The sequence below is a fragment of the Cobetia sp. D5 genome (assembly GCF_035666195.1).
Lineage (GTDB): Bacteria > Pseudomonadota > Gammaproteobacteria > Pseudomonadales > Halomonadaceae > Cobetia > Cobetia amphilecti.
Map to the genome: position 1 here is coordinate 1,498,720 of NZ_CP142020.1, position 17,615 is coordinate 1,516,334.

General features: G+C 55.6%; 15 protein-coding genes. 4 read left to right on the forward strand and 11 right to left on the reverse strand.

Going from position 1 to position 17,615, the window contains the following annotated elements; translation table 11 throughout:
• Window positions 1-52: 52 nt before the first annotated feature.
• The 4 genes from U0O11_RS06330 to U0O11_RS06345 all read right to left on the reverse strand — a co-directional run bounded on the left by U0O11_RS06330 (window position 53) and on the right by U0O11_RS06345 (window position 3,210).
• On the reverse strand, window positions 53-640 hold the full coding sequence (locus U0O11_RS06330) for a carboxymuconolactone decarboxylase family protein (protein WP_324692177.1): 588 nt from the start codon (window positions 638-640) through the stop codon (window positions 53-55).
• A gap of 216 nt (window positions 641-856) precedes the next feature.
• Window positions 857-1,243: a DUF1360 domain-containing protein gene (locus U0O11_RS06335; protein WP_324692179.1), complete on the reverse strand. Its 387-nt coding sequence runs from the start codon at window positions 1,241-1,243 to the stop codon at window positions 857-859.
• A gap of 126 nt (window positions 1,244-1,369) precedes the next feature.
• Window positions 1,370-2,494, reverse strand: a complete 1,125-nt coding sequence (locus U0O11_RS06340; RefSeq protein WP_324692181.1) for a flavin monoamine oxidase family protein — start codon at window positions 2,492-2,494, stop codon at window positions 1,370-1,372.
• On the reverse strand, window positions 2,491-3,210 hold the full coding sequence (locus U0O11_RS06345) for a cupin domain-containing protein (protein WP_324692183.1): 720 nt from the start codon (window positions 3,208-3,210) through the stop codon (window positions 2,491-2,493). Before U0O11_RS06345 ends, U0O11_RS06340 begins: the two co-directional genes overlap by 4 nt.
• Before the next feature lie 157 nt (window positions 3,211-3,367).
• Here U0O11_RS06345 and gcvA point away from each other — a divergent pair, with 157 nt between their 5' ends.
• A complete protein-coding gene (gene gcvA / locus U0O11_RS06350) occupies window positions 3,368-4,309 on the forward strand; it encodes a transcriptional regulator GcvA (RefSeq protein WP_324692185.1) in 942 nt (313 codons plus the stop codon).
• A gap of 233 nt (window positions 4,310-4,542) precedes the next feature.
• Entirely contained in the window at window positions 4,543-4,995 is a 453-nt protein-coding gene (locus U0O11_RS06355) for a DUF417 family protein (protein ID WP_324692187.1), read from the forward strand.
• A 76-nt stretch (window positions 4,996-5,071) separates the two neighbouring features.
• Here U0O11_RS06355 and U0O11_RS06360 read toward each other — a convergent pair whose 3' ends face one another.
• Complete coding sequence (locus tag U0O11_RS06360; RefSeq protein WP_324692189.1) at window positions 5,072-5,965, reverse strand: LysR family transcriptional regulator; 894 nt, start codon at window positions 5,963-5,965, stop codon at window positions 5,072-5,074.
• Between the two features lie 170 nt (window positions 5,966-6,135).
• Here U0O11_RS06360 and U0O11_RS06365 point away from each other — a divergent pair, with 170 nt between their 5' ends.
• Window positions 6,136-6,741: a short chain dehydrogenase gene (locus U0O11_RS06365; protein ID WP_324692191.1), complete on the forward strand. Its 606-nt coding sequence runs from the start codon at window positions 6,136-6,138 to the stop codon at window positions 6,739-6,741.
• A gap of 127 nt (window positions 6,742-6,868) precedes the next feature.
• Here U0O11_RS06365 and U0O11_RS06370 read toward each other — a convergent pair whose 3' ends face one another.
• Window positions 6,869-8,896, reverse strand: a complete 2,028-nt coding sequence (locus U0O11_RS06370) for a TonB-dependent receptor domain-containing protein (protein WP_324692193.1) — start codon at window positions 8,894-8,896, stop codon at window positions 6,869-6,871.
• 361 nt (window positions 8,897-9,257) lie between these two features.
• Between U0O11_RS06370 and U0O11_RS06375 the strand changes: the two genes are divergently transcribed.
• Window positions 9,258-10,136, forward strand: a complete 879-nt coding sequence (locus U0O11_RS06375; protein WP_324692195.1) for an ABC transporter substrate-binding protein — start codon at window positions 9,258-9,260, stop codon at window positions 10,134-10,136.
• Window positions 10,137-10,241: 105 nt separating this feature from the next.
• On the opposite strand, the gene U0O11_RS06380 is transcribed toward U0O11_RS06375, so the two are convergent.
• The 5 genes from U0O11_RS06380 to kdpB all read right to left on the reverse strand — a co-directional run bounded on the left by U0O11_RS06380 (window position 10,242) and on the right by kdpB (window position 17,609).
• Window positions 10,242-11,234 carry a nucleoid-associated protein gene (locus U0O11_RS06380; RefSeq protein WP_324692197.1) on the reverse strand — a complete coding sequence of 331 codons (993 nt, stop codon included), beginning with the start codon at window positions 11,232-11,234 and terminating at the stop codon, window positions 10,242-10,244.
• A gap of 330 nt (window positions 11,235-11,564) precedes the next feature.
• Complete coding sequence (locus U0O11_RS06385; protein ID WP_324692199.1) at window positions 11,565-12,263, reverse strand: response regulator transcription factor; 699 nt, start codon at window positions 12,261-12,263, stop codon at window positions 11,565-11,567.
• Window positions 12,253-14,967: a sensor histidine kinase KdpD gene (locus tag U0O11_RS06390; RefSeq protein WP_324692201.1), complete on the reverse strand. Its 2,715-nt coding sequence runs from the start codon at window positions 14,965-14,967 to the stop codon at window positions 12,253-12,255. The genes U0O11_RS06385 and U0O11_RS06390 overlap by 11 nt, the downstream gene beginning before the upstream one ends.
• On the reverse strand, window positions 14,942-15,559 hold the full coding sequence (gene kdpC / locus U0O11_RS06395) for a potassium-transporting ATPase subunit KdpC (RefSeq protein ID WP_215824234.1): 618 nt from the start codon (window positions 15,557-15,559) through the stop codon (window positions 14,942-14,944). The genes U0O11_RS06390 and kdpC overlap by 26 nt, the downstream gene beginning before the upstream one ends.
• Window positions 15,560-15,569: 10 nt before the next feature.
• Window positions 15,570-17,609 carry a potassium-transporting ATPase subunit KdpB gene (gene kdpB, locus U0O11_RS06400; RefSeq protein WP_215824235.1) on the reverse strand — a complete coding sequence of 680 codons (2,040 nt, stop codon included), beginning with the start codon at window positions 17,607-17,609 and terminating at the stop codon, window positions 15,570-15,572.
• Between the last annotated feature and the right edge of the window lie 6 nt (window positions 17,610-17,615).

Here is a 17,615-nt window from a genome sequence, read left to right on the forward strand (position 1 = left end):
GCCCCTGTCACGACGAGCACTGCTTGCTGAGCGTTTCGTGTCAGCAGCTCTCTCAGATCGCCAAGGCCACCAGGAAGCGAGAGACCATGTTATAGGCGGCAACCGTGGCGACGGCTTCGACCGTCTGTTGTTCACCGAACAGCGTCTTGAGTGTCTCGATGATGTCGCCATCGACTTCCACTTGGCGGGTCGATTGATCGGTCAGCGCCAGCAGTGCACGCTCTTCTTCATTGAAACGAGATGAAATGCCTTCCTCACGCAGCGCGTCACATTTTTCCTGTGTGCCGCCGGCCTCCAGGTAGGCGGGTTGGTGTACCTGCCATTCAAACTCGGCCCGATTGAGCACGGCCACGCGACACATGATCAACTCGCGATATTCCAGACTGAGCGTGAAGTCCTTTCGTACACGGCCCAGCAGGCCATTCCAGCCCGTGGCGAGAGGCACACTCTTGAGCAGATAACGATCGATACCGATCAGCTCTCGATTGGGGCGGCGTGCTTGCATGCTTTCCAACAGATCAGCAGGGACGGCATCGCCGTCTTGCCAGGGAGTGACACGTGGTTTTGTCTCAAGACCTGCCGCCATGGAGGAGGAGGATAGGGTGGTGCCTGATTGCGGGAAGGAATTTGACTGTGACATGGGGCTTCCTGTGTCTAGAAAAATGCCATGCCCCGGGACGGATGCACGCACGTACGTCGTAGTGGCGCTTGTCGTTGGGCGAGGCAATGATGGTGGGAAGTAGCCATTGCGGGGATGGGCGATGTGGTGTGAGCATCGCCACGTGTAAGCTATGAAACGGATTATCTGGCTGCGCAGGGCAGTTGGTGTGATGTATTCAGGGGCATGACCAGGTGGTCATTTAGCCGCGAAGATTTCCTTTACTTCCTTGTCGCGCACTTTCTTTGCCATGCCGGTCAGCAGCACCTTGAACAGCAGGCCGCTTACCAGGGTGGAGAGGGTCAAGGTGAAGAAACCGGCCAGGATCCAGTCCACCAGCACGAAGCCACTGTGAGTCAGGGTCGGGTGATAGAACACCATGCCAGCGAAAACCACCCAGTGGCTGATGCAGAAGAAGCATTGGAAGAGGTGGCCGATCATGTGGCCGAAGCGTTGTGCGTGCTGGCGCAGTGGTGCGAACAGTTCACCTTGGGTGATCGAGATTGCAATGCTGCTGGCCGCCAGGGCCATCACGAAGCAGGTCCATAGCGCGTTCAGTGTCTCGGGGGAAAATACAGCAGTCATGTGAGTCCTTGTGTGTCTTCGTCTAAAGATGTGTGAGAAAAGTGAGAGGGTCTTGCTCAATATCTGTCTGGGTGTGCGTCCGGTGGTCTCTCCGAATCTGTCTGTGTCTTTCTTCTGTGTGTCTGGCTAAGTGCCTGACTGGCGAGCGCCCAGCATCCGCTCGACACCCCGGGTAGCGGCATCGATGGCGCCCGCAAGGTGACCCGGGAATTGCGGCGACCATTCACTGGCAATGCCGAACAGGTGTTGATGCCAAGGACCGTCATTCGCTTCCGGTGGCGGGACCGAGACATGGGATGCCACGCCTTCCAGGTCTGCCGGGCTAGCGATGAACGGTGAGGTTGCCCAGTCCTTGAGGACATCGCTTTGGGGGCTGGCCGCCTGAGGACCGAACAAGCGACCCAGCTGTGCGCGGCAGTGCTGACGTAATGCCTCCGGTGTGATCTGACGTCGGTGACCAGCTGGTACCCCCACGAATCCGAAGAGTGCACCGAGGCCTTCCATTGGACTGGCATCGTGAATCTCCACCATCGGGCCACGCGCGCTGCGTGCGGTGCCGGACAAGCCGGCCTCGCGCCAGAAGGGACGATCGTAGACCGCGATGTATTTGGCATGAGGTGCCATCCAGGTCGCGGTCTGCTGCCACCGTGCTGTCAAGGTGCTCGGGAGTGCCGGCGTGAATTGGATATGCTGGAGTGCCTGGCGTGGCGGGACGGCCAACAAGACCTGCTCCACCTCGCAGCTCATGCGTTGCCCGCTGCCATCCTCGGCGCTCAGCGTAATCCCAACTGGCAAGCGCTCGAGATGACGGACGACCTGCCCAGTCAGTACCTTGTTCGCGGGAATATCGCGACGCAGTCGCTCGATCAGCGTTTCCATCCCCCCCACTACACGCATGGCGGTCAGTGAATCCCTGATGCCAGCGGTGCGCAGAGGGCTCTTGTCCGTGGCGCGCTCCAGGATGCTGTCGCCTGCTGTATGTTGTGCAAAGCATTCCAGATCCAGTGTCTGTATCAGTTGCCCCATTTCGCGCTGATGCTCAGGCCAGAACCAGGTCGGGCCCAGGTCCAGGCGGTGTTGTTGCCCTGTCTCGGCAAGGAGCGGCGCGACGGAGGCGATACGGCCCCCCATGACTTGCTGGGCTTCGAAGACCCGGTAGTCATGAATGCCGTGCAGCTCCAGTTGCCAGGCAGCATAGAGGCCTGAAAGCCCCGCCCCGACGATGGCAATGCGTGGCGAAGGCGTGTTCATGCATCCTCCATGGCGGTCAGATGCCCCGTCTTGAGGTAGAAGGTCGCACCCTGTGTGCCGGCGGAGAGCGCCAGCGGTTCGGTAGCTGGCAAGCGCAGCCAACTGCCGGCAGGGCAGGACCCGTGTCCCGGGTGCAGGCTACCCTTCAGCACCATCAGTTCAGCACCGCCAGTGTGTGTCATCAGTGGAAGCTCGGCATGTGGCGGCAAGCGCTGCAGGCTCACCTGTTCGGTGGCGCTGCTATACAGCGGGCAGACCTCGCGGCCATCCTGCTCATGCCAGTTGGCCGGGTCCTGAGTGTTGATACGTACCGCGTCCTGTTCCTCGGGCTGCATCTGTCGCAGTTTGACGAAGATCACGCAGCCGTCGGTGCTGCTGGGGGTGTGTCGCGAGTCTGGCGGGTTGCGCAGGTACCAGCCTGCAGGGAAGTGGAGCGAGCCATTTTCCGTGAAGGTGCCGGATAGCACGAGAATCTCTTCGCCTTGTGGATGCTCATGCGCTGAAAAGTGGGAGTCTGGTGCATATCGAACCAGGCTGGTGGCCCGCGCTTTCTCTTCTCCGATACGGTCCAGCATCATGCGTTCGACCCCACCCTCAGGGGACGGAACCCACTGGTAATGATCCGGTGTGATGCTGGCACGTTGTGAGAAGTCGGCATTGAGGTGCATGTAGGGCATCTCCACGAAGGCGAGAGAGGGAAGAAAACCTTTTTCCATGTTTGGCGGTCATCTCATTCGAGCGCCATGGCATGAGCAGGGCAGGACAGACACCTATGAGCTGTCACGATCCGTCAATGCGGCGTATTCTGGAAGCTGATCGAACATTCAACAAACGAGATTAACTAGGCTATAGGGAAAGAAAAACTTTACCGACATGACATCGCCTATCCATCTGAATGCCTTGCGTGCCTTTGAAGCGAGCGCCCGCCACAAGAGCTTTGCCGCTGCGGCAGAGGAACTGCACGTGACCCCTGCCGCTGTTGGCCAACTTGTGCGGGGACTGGAGGAGTGGCTGGGTGACTCGCTGTTTCATCGTGCCAGCAGTGGCAAGACACGCCTTATCCCGACAGAGCTTGCAGAGCAGGCATTGCCGGACATCCGCGACGGGTTCGAGAAGTTGTCACTCGGGGTGGAGCGCCTCAAGGATGGCACTCGGCGTAGTGTGCTGACGGTGACGGTCAGCCCCGCCTTTGCCGCCAAATGGCTACTGCCGCGATTGCACCGGTTCCAGGCGGCGTGGCCGGACATTGATGTGCACCTGGACACCAACCACAAGCCGGTCGATTTCTCGCGGGAGCGGGTGGATATCGGGGTACGTTACGGGCCTGGCAAGTGGAAAGGCGTGGTGGCGCAGGCGTTGATGCATGAAGCGGTCTATCCCGTCTGCTCGCCACAATTGTTGCGTGACCCTCATCGCCTGCAAAGTCCCGCAGCCCTGCTGGACGAGACCCTGATCCATGACTTGTCCATGGAAGGCTATGACGGCTTTCCATCGTGGGGCGGCTGGTTCAGGAAGGCTGGTCTCGCAGATGCCGATTCATCGCGTGGTCTGCAGATCAACAACTCTGCCGCAGTGCTGCAGGCCGCGATCGATGGTCAGGGCATTGCGTTGGCACGTGGGGTAATGGTTCACGATGACATTGTATCGGGGCGTCTGATCAGGCTGTTTGATGAGGTGATGTGTGCCTCCTCTCTAGCCTATTACGTGATCCACCGACCCGAGGTCACTCATGTGGCCAAGGTACAGGCATTCCGGGAATGGTTGCTGGAAGAAGCCGGGCTTAGCTGCCGAATACCCTCGACGTCAGCGTCGTGAGTGGCTCTGTGGTCAAGCACATAGGGGGAGCCTCCAAGGTGCCTGATGTCCTCTGATATAAAGAGAAAGGTGAAAACCCTATTTCGCTGCATCCGGTTGTACGGCAAGCCCGTATCTCCCTGCATCGAACGCAAGATGTCATGGAGACAGCCCGTGCAACACGCTGACCTGACAGCCTTGTCGGAATACTCAATCGACTTCTATCACGAAGTGATGCAATTGGAGATATCAGCATGCAGCAGGGTTCTCAGGCAGTGAATCAGGGACGTTATGGCTACTACGTCGGTGTATTTGGCGTAGTGCTCCTGCTCTTTTGGCTGGGTATCTACAAGTTTACGCCCACGGAGGCGGGATTGATCGAGCCGCTGGTGGCCAATCACTTTGCCATGAGCTGGTTGTATGACGTGATGTCGGTTCAGATGGTCTCCAATCTGGTCGGGCTGTCAGAAATCCTGGTGGCGATCGCCATGATTGTCGGTCTGAAGTATCGCCAGGTGGGCTACTATGCAGGGATTGCCGGCAGTATCATCTTCTTGTCCACCCTGAGCTTTCTGTTCACGACACCTGATGTCTGGAAGGTCACGGATGGCGTACTGATCGCCAACTTCTTCCTGGTGAAGGACATCCTCTTCCTGGCAATCTCCATCAGCATGATTGAAAGAAATCGACCAATTAACGCTGACTGATTTCTCTCTCTAAACCCTCAAGGCGCTCGGCAATATTGCCGGGCGCTTTTTGATTACCTCATGCTTACCTGGCAGGTCATGAGCCAGTCACATCAATCAGCTTGGTCACGACCCACTGATGAAGCTGGTCGTCGTTATAGCGAGGATGCCAGGCGGCGGTGACCTCGAAAGGTTCCGGCAGCGCTTCGAGTGCTAACTCCACCAATTCGCTCTCGGTCACGGCTCTGGCAGGCAGGAAGGCTACTGAGTCTGTGGCCTCCAGGTAGGCGGGGACAACCGAGAAGCAGGGGGCGGAGATCGCGACATTGCGTGTCAGGCCGCGCGCCTTGAACCAGTCATCCAATGATCCTTTCAAGTTCGGGCGTGAGGGCGAGGCAATGATATTGGGATGGCGCGCGATATCCGTCAGCGTGACGGCCTTGTCGGCGATCGAGGAGTGGCGCGACGTCATGCATATATGGCGATCGGAGAAGAGATGCTGAGTGGGATAGGATTCCGGCAGATAGTCAGGGAAAGCGATGGCCAGGTTGACGTGATTGCTCTCCATCAGGGCATGCAGGCTATCAATCTCGAAATCTCTTACCACGATCTTGAGCCCCGGGGCGTCACGGCGCAGCTCAGCCAGAAGCGCCGGTAGTACGATCTGCTGCGCGTAGTCGGTTGCCGAAATGACAAAGGTGCCGCGTGCGGCTGCCGGGTCAAACTTCTGGGGGGTGAGCAGGGTCTGAAGCTCGAGCAGGATCGCATCGATCTGGGGCGCCAGGGACTGTGCATGCGGGGTCGGCACCAGACCGTGTGTCTTGCGCAGGAATAGGCGATCGCCAAAGATATCGCGCAGCTTCTTGAGTTGTTCGCTCACTGCCTGCTGCGTCAGTCCCAGCTGACCCGCTGCCCGGGAAGCATTCTGCTCGCGAAGCAATGCTTGAAAGACGCGCAGTTGCTTGATTTCCAGTCGTTCCAGCTTGGCCATGGTTTGCCTCGTGGTGTCAGTGGCTTCAGGGCAATCGCACTGAGGTGCTTGTGATACCAGTATAGCTTGTAGCATGTACATAAAACGCTTGTTTCTGTTTGTATTGCTGCCTTCTTACACTGTGCGAACTCGATGGAGACATCACTTGATAACCACAGGGGCAGCGCAATATGAAAACCGTCATCGTTATCGGTGCACTGGGCAAGATGGGGCAAGCGGCACTGACCGGGCTGAAGAATCACAAGGTCATCACCGCAGGGCGTTCCGGGGAGGTCGACCATATCGTCGATATCACGAGCGAGCAGTCGATCATCAATCTCTACGAGCAGGTGGGGCACTTTGATGCAGTGGTCAACACGGTTGGCTATTGCGAATACGCGGATTTTGGCGAGATGAGCGAATCCCAGTGGATGACCACCGTGATGAGCAAGATGATGGGCCAGATCAATCTCGTGCGCATTGGTCAGCGCTACATCGCCGAGGGTGGGTCCTTCACCTTGATCAGCGGCATTCTCAACGTGAAGCCGATCCCCATGGCGATAGCGGATGCCACCACCAGCGGTGCCATTGACACCTTCGTCAGGTGCGTCGCCTATGAACTGCCACGTGGCATGCGCATCAACGCCATCAATCCCACCGTGCTGGAAGAGGCCTGGGAAGTGTATGGCGAGATGATGCCGGGCTTCCAGCCAGTGCCTGGCGCGCTGGTCGGCAAGGCATTCGAGCGCTCCGTCGATGGCTTCATCACCGGGGAAGTGATCTTCGTGGATGCCTGATAGGGGAGGGCTGGTAAAGGCACCTGTCATCGTGGCTGACGGTCCCTTCTGATGCTCTGAACTGAAACACGACAAGGGGAGCCGAGGCTCCCCTTGTCGTGTAAGCATGAATGCATCTAATCGAAGGTCAGAAGTCCATGGTCAGCCCAAGGTTCAACCGGCGGCCATCCAGCACCACGCCGTAGGTGTCATTGGTGACTTCCTTGTCGGCGATGTTGTAGAGGCCTGCCTTGACGCGAGCGTTCTCGTTCAAGGCATAGACGACACCCACATCGAAGAAGGTATAGCTCGGCGTGCCTTCGCTCATGCTGGTACGTGACAGGTAATCACTGGTTTCGCCACGGTAGTTCCCCTGTGCCCACAGGTTGAGGTCGTAAGTCGCTTGCCAGTCCAGCCCGACGTTGAGCATATGTTCCGGGACCTTGTTCAAGGGCTCGCCCTTGAATTCACCACTTTTCTGCTCGGAGTCTGTGTAGGTGTAGCTGGAGCTAAGGTTCACGCTTGGCGTGATGGCATAGTCCAGTGACAGCTCGATGCCCTGCATGACAGCTTCGTCGATGTTGCGGTAGGTGCTGACGAAATAGTAATCAGTGCCGGCATAGCTGCACTCGCGGAAGGCAGGATCGGAGAAACCTGCATCCGGACCTTGGCAGAGGCGATCTTCAGAGATTTTGTCCTTGAACTGGGTGTAGAACAGGGTAGCACCGGCACTGAGCGTCCCTGACTGGTTCTGGAAGACGGTACCCAGCTCGTAGTTGGTGCTGGTTTCCGGGTCCAGCTCCTCGTTGCCGATGATGATGGCACTGCCCTGGCCAGTTCGACGTCCGAAGCCCTCTGTCGCAGCGGATAGACTCGGCTGACTGTAGCCCGTGGAGACCCCGCCCTTGAGTGTCCATTGCGGGTCAAGGTGATAATTGGCATAGACGCGTGGCGAGAGGTGGCCCCCAAACAGTTCATCGTCGTCGTAGCGGACTCCGGTGGTGACGTTGAGATCTTCGGTGAGACTCCATTCCATCTCGACGAATAGCGCGGCAATCCAGCGATCGACATTATCAACAGCCCCCGGGACATTTGAGTCCAGCAAGCCGTTGGTCTCATCGGTCAGTTGCTCGAATTTGTACTGACCGCCGAAGGTCAGCATGTGATCGCCCCAGAAGTACGTGGTCTGGTTGTTGAACGTGGTGACTTCTTCGCGCTTTTCGTCATCGGAGTCCAGCACGTTCTCCGAGATGTCGTGCTGCAGATAGGTGTCCGTAAGGAAACTACCGTAATTCCCCTTGTGACCGAGAGTGTAGACATCCTTGTCATAGCGGTAGCGACTGGTCTCGGTGTCATCTGCGATGCTCACGCCAGCATTGTGGGTATATTCCTTCTTGGACGCGGTATAGCCGAGCGTGAACGCATTATCCTCATCTGGGGTCAGCGTGAATTCGGCTCCCCCTTGACGTATATCGCTGTCAGGCGTGCTTTCGGCATTGTCATCACTGCCCTGATAATCGCTTTCTTCATAACCGGTCCAGTTGCCGTGGACCTTGAGGCCGAGCAGACCTTCGATGAGCGGCCCGCTGGTATAGAAACTCAGCTGCTGACCGTCATTGCTGATGTCGTTGAGCGAGTGGGTATATTCCGTCGTGACAGACCCAGACCAATCATCGGCCACTTTTTTGGTGATGATGTTGATGACGCCGCCCATGGCTTGTGAGCCGTATAGGGATGACATTGGCCCGCGAATAACTTCCACTCGCTCGATCATTGAGATCGGGGGGAGGCCGATCTGCTTGCCTTCATCATTGCCGTTGGTATTGACGGAGCGGCCAGCCGAGAGAGGGCGGCCGTCGACCATGTAAAGCGTGTAGCTGTTATCCATCCCTCGAATACTGATGTCCTGAGAATTCCCGCCCCCCGTGACATAGACGCCAGGCACATTATCGACGGCATCCGTGATGTCCGTATACGACTGCTTGTTGAGCTGCTCGCCGGTAATAACCGAGATACTGGCGGGGGCATCTGAGATCACTTGTTCGTAGCCTGAGGCTGTTACCACTACCGGTTCCAACTGGCTGGAGTCATCAGCTTGTACGCCGGCAGGTAGGCAAGCGGCGGCGATACCGATAGCCAAGGCTGATCGAGCAAAGGGGAGTGCGGGGGCTGTCATGTTCCTGGATCCTTGAGGTCGCGATTATGTCGTTATTGGGCCACGAGATTTTTTATGTTATTGGCCAGTGCGTGCTCTGTTGACGTCGACTTTGCATAGGGGGGGATGCGACAGGCGCTATCGCATCAGCGTCGATCTTTGCTTCTGGTTATTGAGAAAACAAATGATAAACATTCGTATTTTTTAGTTTAGGCATGTTTCATTACTGACAGGGTTGCGTTTTTCGCAACCCCCTGCAGCGGCATGGGGTCGTTCATGAATTGCAGGTTGTGCAACGCGCAGTTGCATGATTTTGAGGAAAAGCCGTGCTAGGATCGCAAACGCAAATGATATTAATTATTATTCAATAAAGGGGATGTCGATGAACGTCGCTGGGCTCACCTTATCTGTCTCTACTCTGTTGTTGGCTGCTTTACCCTTGAGTGCACAGGCACACGAAGTCGCTGGGGGAGAGCATGGCCCTTCCGTCGTGAGTTTGGACTGGGGCGCTGCCGATACGCTGGATGAGCTGGGGTTAGCCGAGCATCTCGTCGGGCTTCCACACCAGTCTGCGCCCGCCTATGTGTCGCATCTGGTCAAAGATCGGGCAGATGTCGGCGGGCTCAAGGAGCCTGATGTCGAGGCGATCGCGGGATTGGAGCCGGACCTGATTCTCGTCACCGGCCGTCAGTCCGGATCACTTGAGGCGCTCAAGGCTGTGGCAGAAACGCGTGATGTCACTCTCAAAGAAGGCGACTACTTCGAAGCACTAAGCGGCAACGTACTGAGCCTGGCGTCTCCGTATCATGCTGAGGAAAAGGCACGTGAGCACTTGGCAGCGCTTGAATCGGATATCGCGACGGCTCGTGATGGGCTGGCGGAAGATCTTGAAGCGTTGGTCGTGATCCATAACGACGGTCGCTATGTCCTGCGTAAAGAGCCGATCGTGGCAGAGCTTCTCCAGATCGACCAGCCGGCACTGCCGGATTCCGTGAAGCCGGTCAGCCGTGGCGAGCGGACCTTCTACCCGCTGTCACCGGCAAATATCGCTGCAATGGCACCGGATGCACTGTATGTGGTTGATCGCAGTGCTGCCATCGGTCAGACCCCGATGGATGTTGATACGCTGAAAGCCGCGCTGGCCGATGCGGGCGGTGCGGATATTGGTGTCACAGTGCTATCCCCGGGGCTTTGGTATCTCTCTGGCAATGGCTTGCAGAGTGTGCGCGCCCAGATGAATGAGATTCTCGAAGGCCTGTAAAAGCCAGGGCACATGGCTCCTGTCACACACACGAAGGCCAGGCAAATGCCTGGCCTTCGTGTGTGTGACGGACATGCATCGGGCCATGCTGTCTGATCAGAGGCTTTAGCGCTGCTTTAGCTGGTCACGCAGACCCGTCGGCACCTGCTTGATGATCAGTCGGTCACTGGCGTCATCGTATTCCACCGAGTCGCCCAGCAGGTGCGAATCAAAGCTGATCGAGACCCCTGCCGCGCGCCCGGTGAAGCGCTTGAACTGGTTAAGGGTTTTCTTGTCCGGCGGGATCTCCGGTGACAGTCCGTAGTCACTGTTGCGAATGTGATCGTAGAAGGCCTGCGGGCGCTCCTCATCGATCAGCTCAGATAGCTGATCCAGCGTGATCGGCTCGCCGAGCTTGGCCTGGTCAGTGGCGTAGTCGACCAGCGTGTCGGTCTTCTCGCGGCTGGCTTCCTCGGCCATATCTTCCTTCTCGACATAGTCACTGAAGGCCTTGAGCAGGGTGCGGGTTTCCTGACCGGCATCCCGCTGCTCCTGTGCCCCCAGCGTTTCGGCGAAGGCCTCGGCGAGCTTGGTGCGTCCGCGATCACGTGCCCATGACAGATAGGGGTGAGACGTGGAGCTACCTTGCCACTGACTGATATCCAGTCGTGCGGCCAGCGACATCTGGGTCAGGTTTAGCTGACGGGCAGGCGTTACCGCGAGGGTCTCGTCGATCGCAAAGCCATCACGATGGTGCAGCAACGCCATGAACAGATGACGCGTTTCTCCCTGTTGGTGATCCACGACCAGCAGATGCCCGCCGGTTGGGAGGTTGTCATCGATCAACGGCATGAGACGGCCGGCAAGCGTTTGGGTCAGGCTCGCAAAATCGCTATCCCCTGCGAGGAAAGACGCCAGCTCGGTGGGGAAGGCGGCCGGCGCGTCTTCATTGAAACGCCCCCAGTTCTTGGCCTTGCCGTGGTAGGCATCATTGAGCCCGGACACCAGATCCTCCAGTGCATCGGATGCCGGCAAGGTGTTGTCGGCAGGCAACAGCTGGGCCGGCGTCTCGCTGTTGCCCTTGTCGATGCGGTGAATGATGCTGTGCAGGATCGGCATGGAAACCTCCCTCGGCTGCGATGAACGGGCTGGGGATGATACCCGTCACGCCCCATTGCGTCACTCTACGCGCCTCTTTTGCGTAAGTTTTATCATGAACCAGTTTGGATGTGTCGCTTTCAGACAACTCTAAATCCGATCATCCGGCACCATACAACCAATCTTTGGGGTTTAAATATAGTCTTCAGGAGTTCTTTAGTTTAAATATCCTGGGTTTATATATTTTAATGCTTAGGCATGTCGGCTATTTAAATTGTTATGTATTGGTGAGTTAATCTCTATAGAGTTGATGAATTACATGGAAAGGAGAGCCTTCACTTGTATGACGATTTAGACGTTTGAAAGTCGATACCCTACGCCCGGTTCTGTCTGGATAATCAGGGGATTATCAGAAGAGTCGCCGAGTTTATGTCGAAGCTTACTGATCACGATCCTGAGATAATGTGTATCCGCTACATGTACCGGGCCCCAGATTTGCTTGAGAAGTTGTGTCTGAGTAATGACACGCCCCGGATGCTCAGCGAGCATGGTGAGCACAGCGTATTCCTTGGGTGTGAGTTTGATCGGGTGGCTGGAGAGTGTCACCCTTCGTGTCTCGAGGTCTATGATCAGCTCACCCGCTTGCAGACGTCGCGAAATATCTACTTCGTTGACAATGCGACGCTGACGCAGTACTGCTCTAACTCGAGCGAGAAGTTCCTGAATGCCAAATGGTTTGGTGATGTAGTCATTGGCACCCGCATCGAGGCATGCGACCTTTTCATTCTCTGAGGCACGGACCGAGACGACTACGACTGGAATATCGCTTTGATCGCGAATAGTGCGAAGCACTTCCTGGCCATCAATATCGGGCAAGCCTAGATCAAGCAAGACAAGATCTGGTTTGTCACTCATAGCCATGAGTAGTCCTAAGCCACCTGTTTCAGCTTCGGACACGACATAGCCTTGTGAGGTTAAACTGATACGCAAAAATCGTCGAATCTGCATTTCATCGTCGACAACCAGTATGCGGGGATGATCAGCGCCCATGCTCGCCCTCGGTCTTCTGTTTAATACCTTCTGAATCAATCAATGGTAGGCGTATCACAATACGAGTTCCTGTGTCTCCTGAATTGGCTTCGGCGTCGATAGAGCCACCATGCGCACCGATCATACCTCGGCAAATAGCCAATCCTAAGCCGCTTCCATGTTTACCACGATCGCCTTCACCACCGGTAAAGAACATGTCAAAAACCTGTTCGCGCAGGTACTCGGGAATACCAGGTCCTTCGTCGGTAATACGGATAATCATATCATCGTGCTGGCGGGCGGCATTAATGTGGATCCGCCCATTGTAAGGTGAAAATCGGACTGCATTCTCGATAACGTTGACTAGTGCCTGTTCGATCAGCGCGGGATGAACATAGAGTAGGGGCAAGTTATCGGCCCAGTCTCGCTCGACTCTGATATCACTTAGTGCTGACCCCAAGCGGTTCAAGGCGGCATTGATCAGATCGCTGAGGCTGACCCAATCTCGTTCGATTTTCAAAGAGCCATGGCCTAAACGCGTCATGTCCAACAGGTTCTGAATATAGCGGTTCAGACGCTCGCTTTCACTCAGTACTCCGTCGAGTAGTTCGCGCTTGTCATCTTGGGAGAGCTGGTCGTCGAGATCTCTCAGAGAGCTGGCTGACCCTATGATAGATGCTAGAGGAGTACGTAGATCGTGAGATACAGAGGAGAGCAAGGCTGAGCGTAGCCGTTCATTCTCCTCCGCCAATTTCGCTGTACCAAGGTCATTGACCAGTCGTGTTCGTCCGAGAGCCATGCTCAGCTGGTTGATCAGAGTATCGGTCAAAATTTCCTGACTATGGTCGAGCGGGGCCTCCCTGTCTCCTAGAGCCAACCCGACGACCCCTAGGGTAGTATCGCCCTCGACCAATGGGATAAATCGCCACCGCTGGATCGCTAGTGTATGAGATCCGTGGCCACTCCGCCTCCGTTGATGATAAGACCACGCAGCCGCTTGCTTGGCGGTATTATCCAGCGTTATCAAGCCGGGATATGACTCGGTCACTTGCGGAGCTTCATCTTCTGGACTTAGTTCTAGGTAGACTGTGGGGACTTGTAACCAATCGGCTAGAGTGCTCATGCCAATAGTACGGACACTGGCGTGATCTGCTGCTACTGCTAAAGCACGTGAGAACTGCAAAAGTCGCTGAGTTTGGTCACGGCTTTCCCGCAAGGCAACTAATTGACGACGAGCTCGTCCTGCCAATTGGCCACCAATCAGGGCTACGACAAGAAAGAAGAATACTGTAATAAATTGATCCCGATGGCTCATCGCTAGGGTGTAACGAGGCTCGGTGAAAAAGAAGTTATAAACCAGAAAGCTGAGTAGAGCGCTAAGCATGGCAGACCGTGTGCCACTATAGACAGCTGTTACTAGCACCCCTGTCAAGAAGATTAGCGATAGATTCGCAAGTGCCATCATATGATCGATAAGTAATGACAAGCCCAGCGTAATAGGCAATATACATATTGGAAGGAGCCATTCACGAATAGACAATCGTGCTAGTGATCGCTTCATACGATGCAAGGGCTTATATCGCTCAGTTTCGGCGATGACGATCAGGTCGAACTCATGAGCTTTCCGCAAAAGTTGTTTGCTGAAGGAGCGCTGCCAGTTACACCAAAAAGAGTTCTCAGAACGACTGACCATGAGAGTGGTAACATTTAGACGACGAGCATAATCAAGTAGCTCGCCAACACGGCTTTCTCCGGACAATACAGTAATTTCGCCACCGAGGCGCTCGATCAACTGGCTACTTTTCTCAAGTTCCGAGCGTTCTGAAGAATCGGCATTGCCTATGTCCACATACACAGCTTGCCAAGTAGCGTTACCTCGTTCAGCCATGCGGTGGGTTGCACGAATCAGCGTGGCATCATCGGTGCTGCCTCTCAAGGCAACGAGAATTTTTGGACGTACCGGCCATGGGCCAGGTACGCCATGTATGCCCATGGAATCGCGTACATCGTTCTCGATGCGTTCTGCCATGGTCTGCATCGCTAGCTCGCGCAGTGCGGTTAGATTCGCTATGTTGAAGAACCCATCTAACGCCGCGCGTGCTTGCTCGGGAATATAGACTTTGCCCTGCTTTAGTCGTTGGATAAGCTCTTCGGGTGTCAAATCGATGAGTGTAATATCGCGGGCGCGGGTAATGAGAGAATCAGGAATCGTTTCGCGCATTCGAATGTTAGTGATACGAGCAACAGCGTCATTCAAGCTTTCGATATGCTGGACATTCAGAGTTGTCCAGACATCAATGCCTATATCGAGAAGCTCCTCGATATCTTGATAGCGACGTGGATGACGGCCGCCGGGTATATTGCGATGGGCTAATTCATCGACCAATACGATTGCTGGTGCGTGTTCGAGAGTGGCATCTAAATCGAACTCCTGAAACTGATGTTCCCGATGTTCTCGCGTAACGAGCGAAATGCGGTCGAGGCCATGGCAGAGTTGCTCAGTCTCCGTCCGCCCATGAGACTCAATAACTCCTATCACGATATTCTCGCCTTCGGCGGCTCGCTCATGGGCCGCTCGGAGCATGGCGCTCGTCTTCCCGACACCAGGGGCGGCGCCGAGGAAAATTCGTAGATGACCGCGCCCCTCTTGGCGCGCGATCTTTAGAAAAGCTTCTGGGGTAGGGCGTGAAATCGTGGTGTCACTCGTCGTATTCTTGTAGCTCATCTGAGGTACCCTCGAGTGCACCTGTATCCAGGGCAAGATTCAAAGTCAGGACATTAACGGAAGGTCTGCCAAGAAAGCCTTCGTACTGAGTTGCCGCCTGAATCGCCTGTTTTATCGACGATGCTTGTAGGCCCCGCTCCCGGCTGATCCTAGGGACTTGAGCCATGGCGGCAGCAGGAGAGATGTGCGGGTCGATACCTGAACCCGATGCGGCCAGCAAGTCGATAGGGATTTCTCCAGGCTTAAGCCCATCGCGCAAATGCAGTTGGTGTACCTCCTCTAGAGCACGTGCTCGTAAGGCGGGGTTACTCGGTGCAAGGTTGGAGCCTGAGACTTCGTTAGGGGCATACTCGGCTGCTGAAGGACGCCCATGAAAGTACTCGGCCCCCCTGAATGACTGGCCCACCAGCGTTGAGCCCACCACCTTACCCTGAGGACCATATAGCATACTGCCAGTCGCTTGGTGGGGAAAGAAGGTGCCACTTAACGTTGTAACCACAAAGGGGTAAAACAATCCCAGTAAGCTGGCCAGTACAATCACTAGCCGCAGCGACGCTAGCATTGAAATACGTGTCATAGGTATAGCGTTCATGATCGAACTCCTAGTAAAAGCTAGCCATTAGCATGTCGAGCAGCTTGATTGCAGGGAAGGGCAGCAAGATACCACCGAGTCCATAGATCAGCAGGTTTCGACGAAGCAGTTCTGTCGCTGAAGAGACGTTAAAGCGTACGCCTCGCAACGCAAACGGCACCAGTGCCGGGATGACGAGAGCATTGAAGATCACAGCGGATAACACAGCAGTCTGCGGTGAATGCAGCTCGAGGACGTTCAGAGCTTGTAGGGCCGGGATATTGGCGGCAAAGAGTGCTGGCAATATGACGAAATACTTGGCGATATCATTGGCGAGCGAAAAAGTAGTCAGCGCCCCTCGGGTAATGAGTAGCTGCTTGCCGATCTCTACCGCACTCAGGAGTTTGCCTGGATCAGAATCGAGATCCACCATATTGCCGGCTTCACGGGCTGCTTGGGTACCTGAATTCATGGCAAGGCCAAGATCGGCCTGGGCCAGTGCCGGAGCGTCGTTCGTGCCATCCCCCATCATTGCCACCAAGCGTCCCGAAGCCTGCTCCTTTCGAATGATCTCCAGTTTGCGCTCTGGGGTGGCTTCCGCTACGTAATCGTCTACCCCAGCTTCTGCTGCGATCGCTGCTGCCGTGATTGGGTTATCGCCGGTGATCATCACCGTCTTGACTCCTATCTCGTGAAGCTGGGCAAAGCGTTCCGCGATACCGTCCTTAATAACATCGGATAAGGCGATGATCCCTAACAGTTGGTCGTTTTCGGCTACTGCTAGTGGCGTAGCCCCATCGCGAGAAATACGCTCTATAAGACGCTGATACGAGGCAGGTACATGGCCGCCCTGTTCTTGTACGAACGTCGCGATGGCATTTGTAGCGCCTTTTCGTAGCTGTCTACCATCGGGAGAATCGATGCCGGAAAGGCGTGTCGAGGCCGAGAAGGGTATGAATGTGGCTCGATTGTCTAGAGAGAGTGCGGCACCCTTATCACGAGCCAGATTGACAATGGACTTCCCTTCCGGTGTGGGGTCATCCAGCGAGCACAGGAACGCGATATCACGTAACCGATCGTTGGGAACATTATCACAAGGAGTGAATTCAGTAGCCTGGCGGTCACCTAGCGTAATAGTGCCGGTCTTGTCGAGCAGCAGAGTATCGATGCTACCAGCAATTTCGACGGCCTTGCCCGATTTGGCAATGAGGTTGGCGCGCATTGCCCGCTCCATCCCGGCAATACCGATGGCCGGTAACAATCCGCCAATGGTGGTTGGGATTAGACATACTAGCAGTGCCACCAACATGACTGGCGATGGTGTGATACCGACAAATTCTGCCATGGGCACCAAGGTAACAACGACAATCAGAAAAATCAGTGTGAGGGTAGTAATCAATACTGATAAAGCTAATTCACTTGGCGTTTTCTGACGGTTGGCACCTTCCACAAGGGCGATCATACGATCCAGGAGTGACTCGCCTGGATTGACACTGACCTCTATCACCAGCTCGTCAGAGAGCAACTTAGTACCGGCACTAACTCCGCTGTTATCGGTACCGGATTCTCGTAATACTGGTGCAGACTCACCGGTGACGGCAGATTCATTGATGGAGCCTGCGCCCTCAATGATTTCGCCATCGGCTGGAATTAACTCGCCGGCAATGACCCTAACGTAATTACCACGGCGCAGCGTATCGGCGGCCACCATGGTTTCACTACCATCCTTTTCCTGCTTACGTGCCTTGAGTTGACCTCGTGTTGCCCGCAGGCTGCCAGCGTGCGCTTTTCCTCGTGATTCTGCTAAGGCTTCCGCTCCATTAGCGAACAATAGGGTCGCGAGCAGTACTAGTGTGACGGCCAACGAAAAAACGAGATTCTTGCCTTGAGTAGCAGCCAGCACTGTATATAGGCCGCAGACCAGGGTACCTACACCGACTACGGCCATTACTGGGTTTCGGGACATGGCTCGTGGCGCTAGCCTGAGGAACATCTCTTTGACCAGATTGCTCCAATCAGGTCGCCAATCTTCGCGGTGTGAAGAACGAGGCGTTTGTGATGCAGTAGACATACGAAC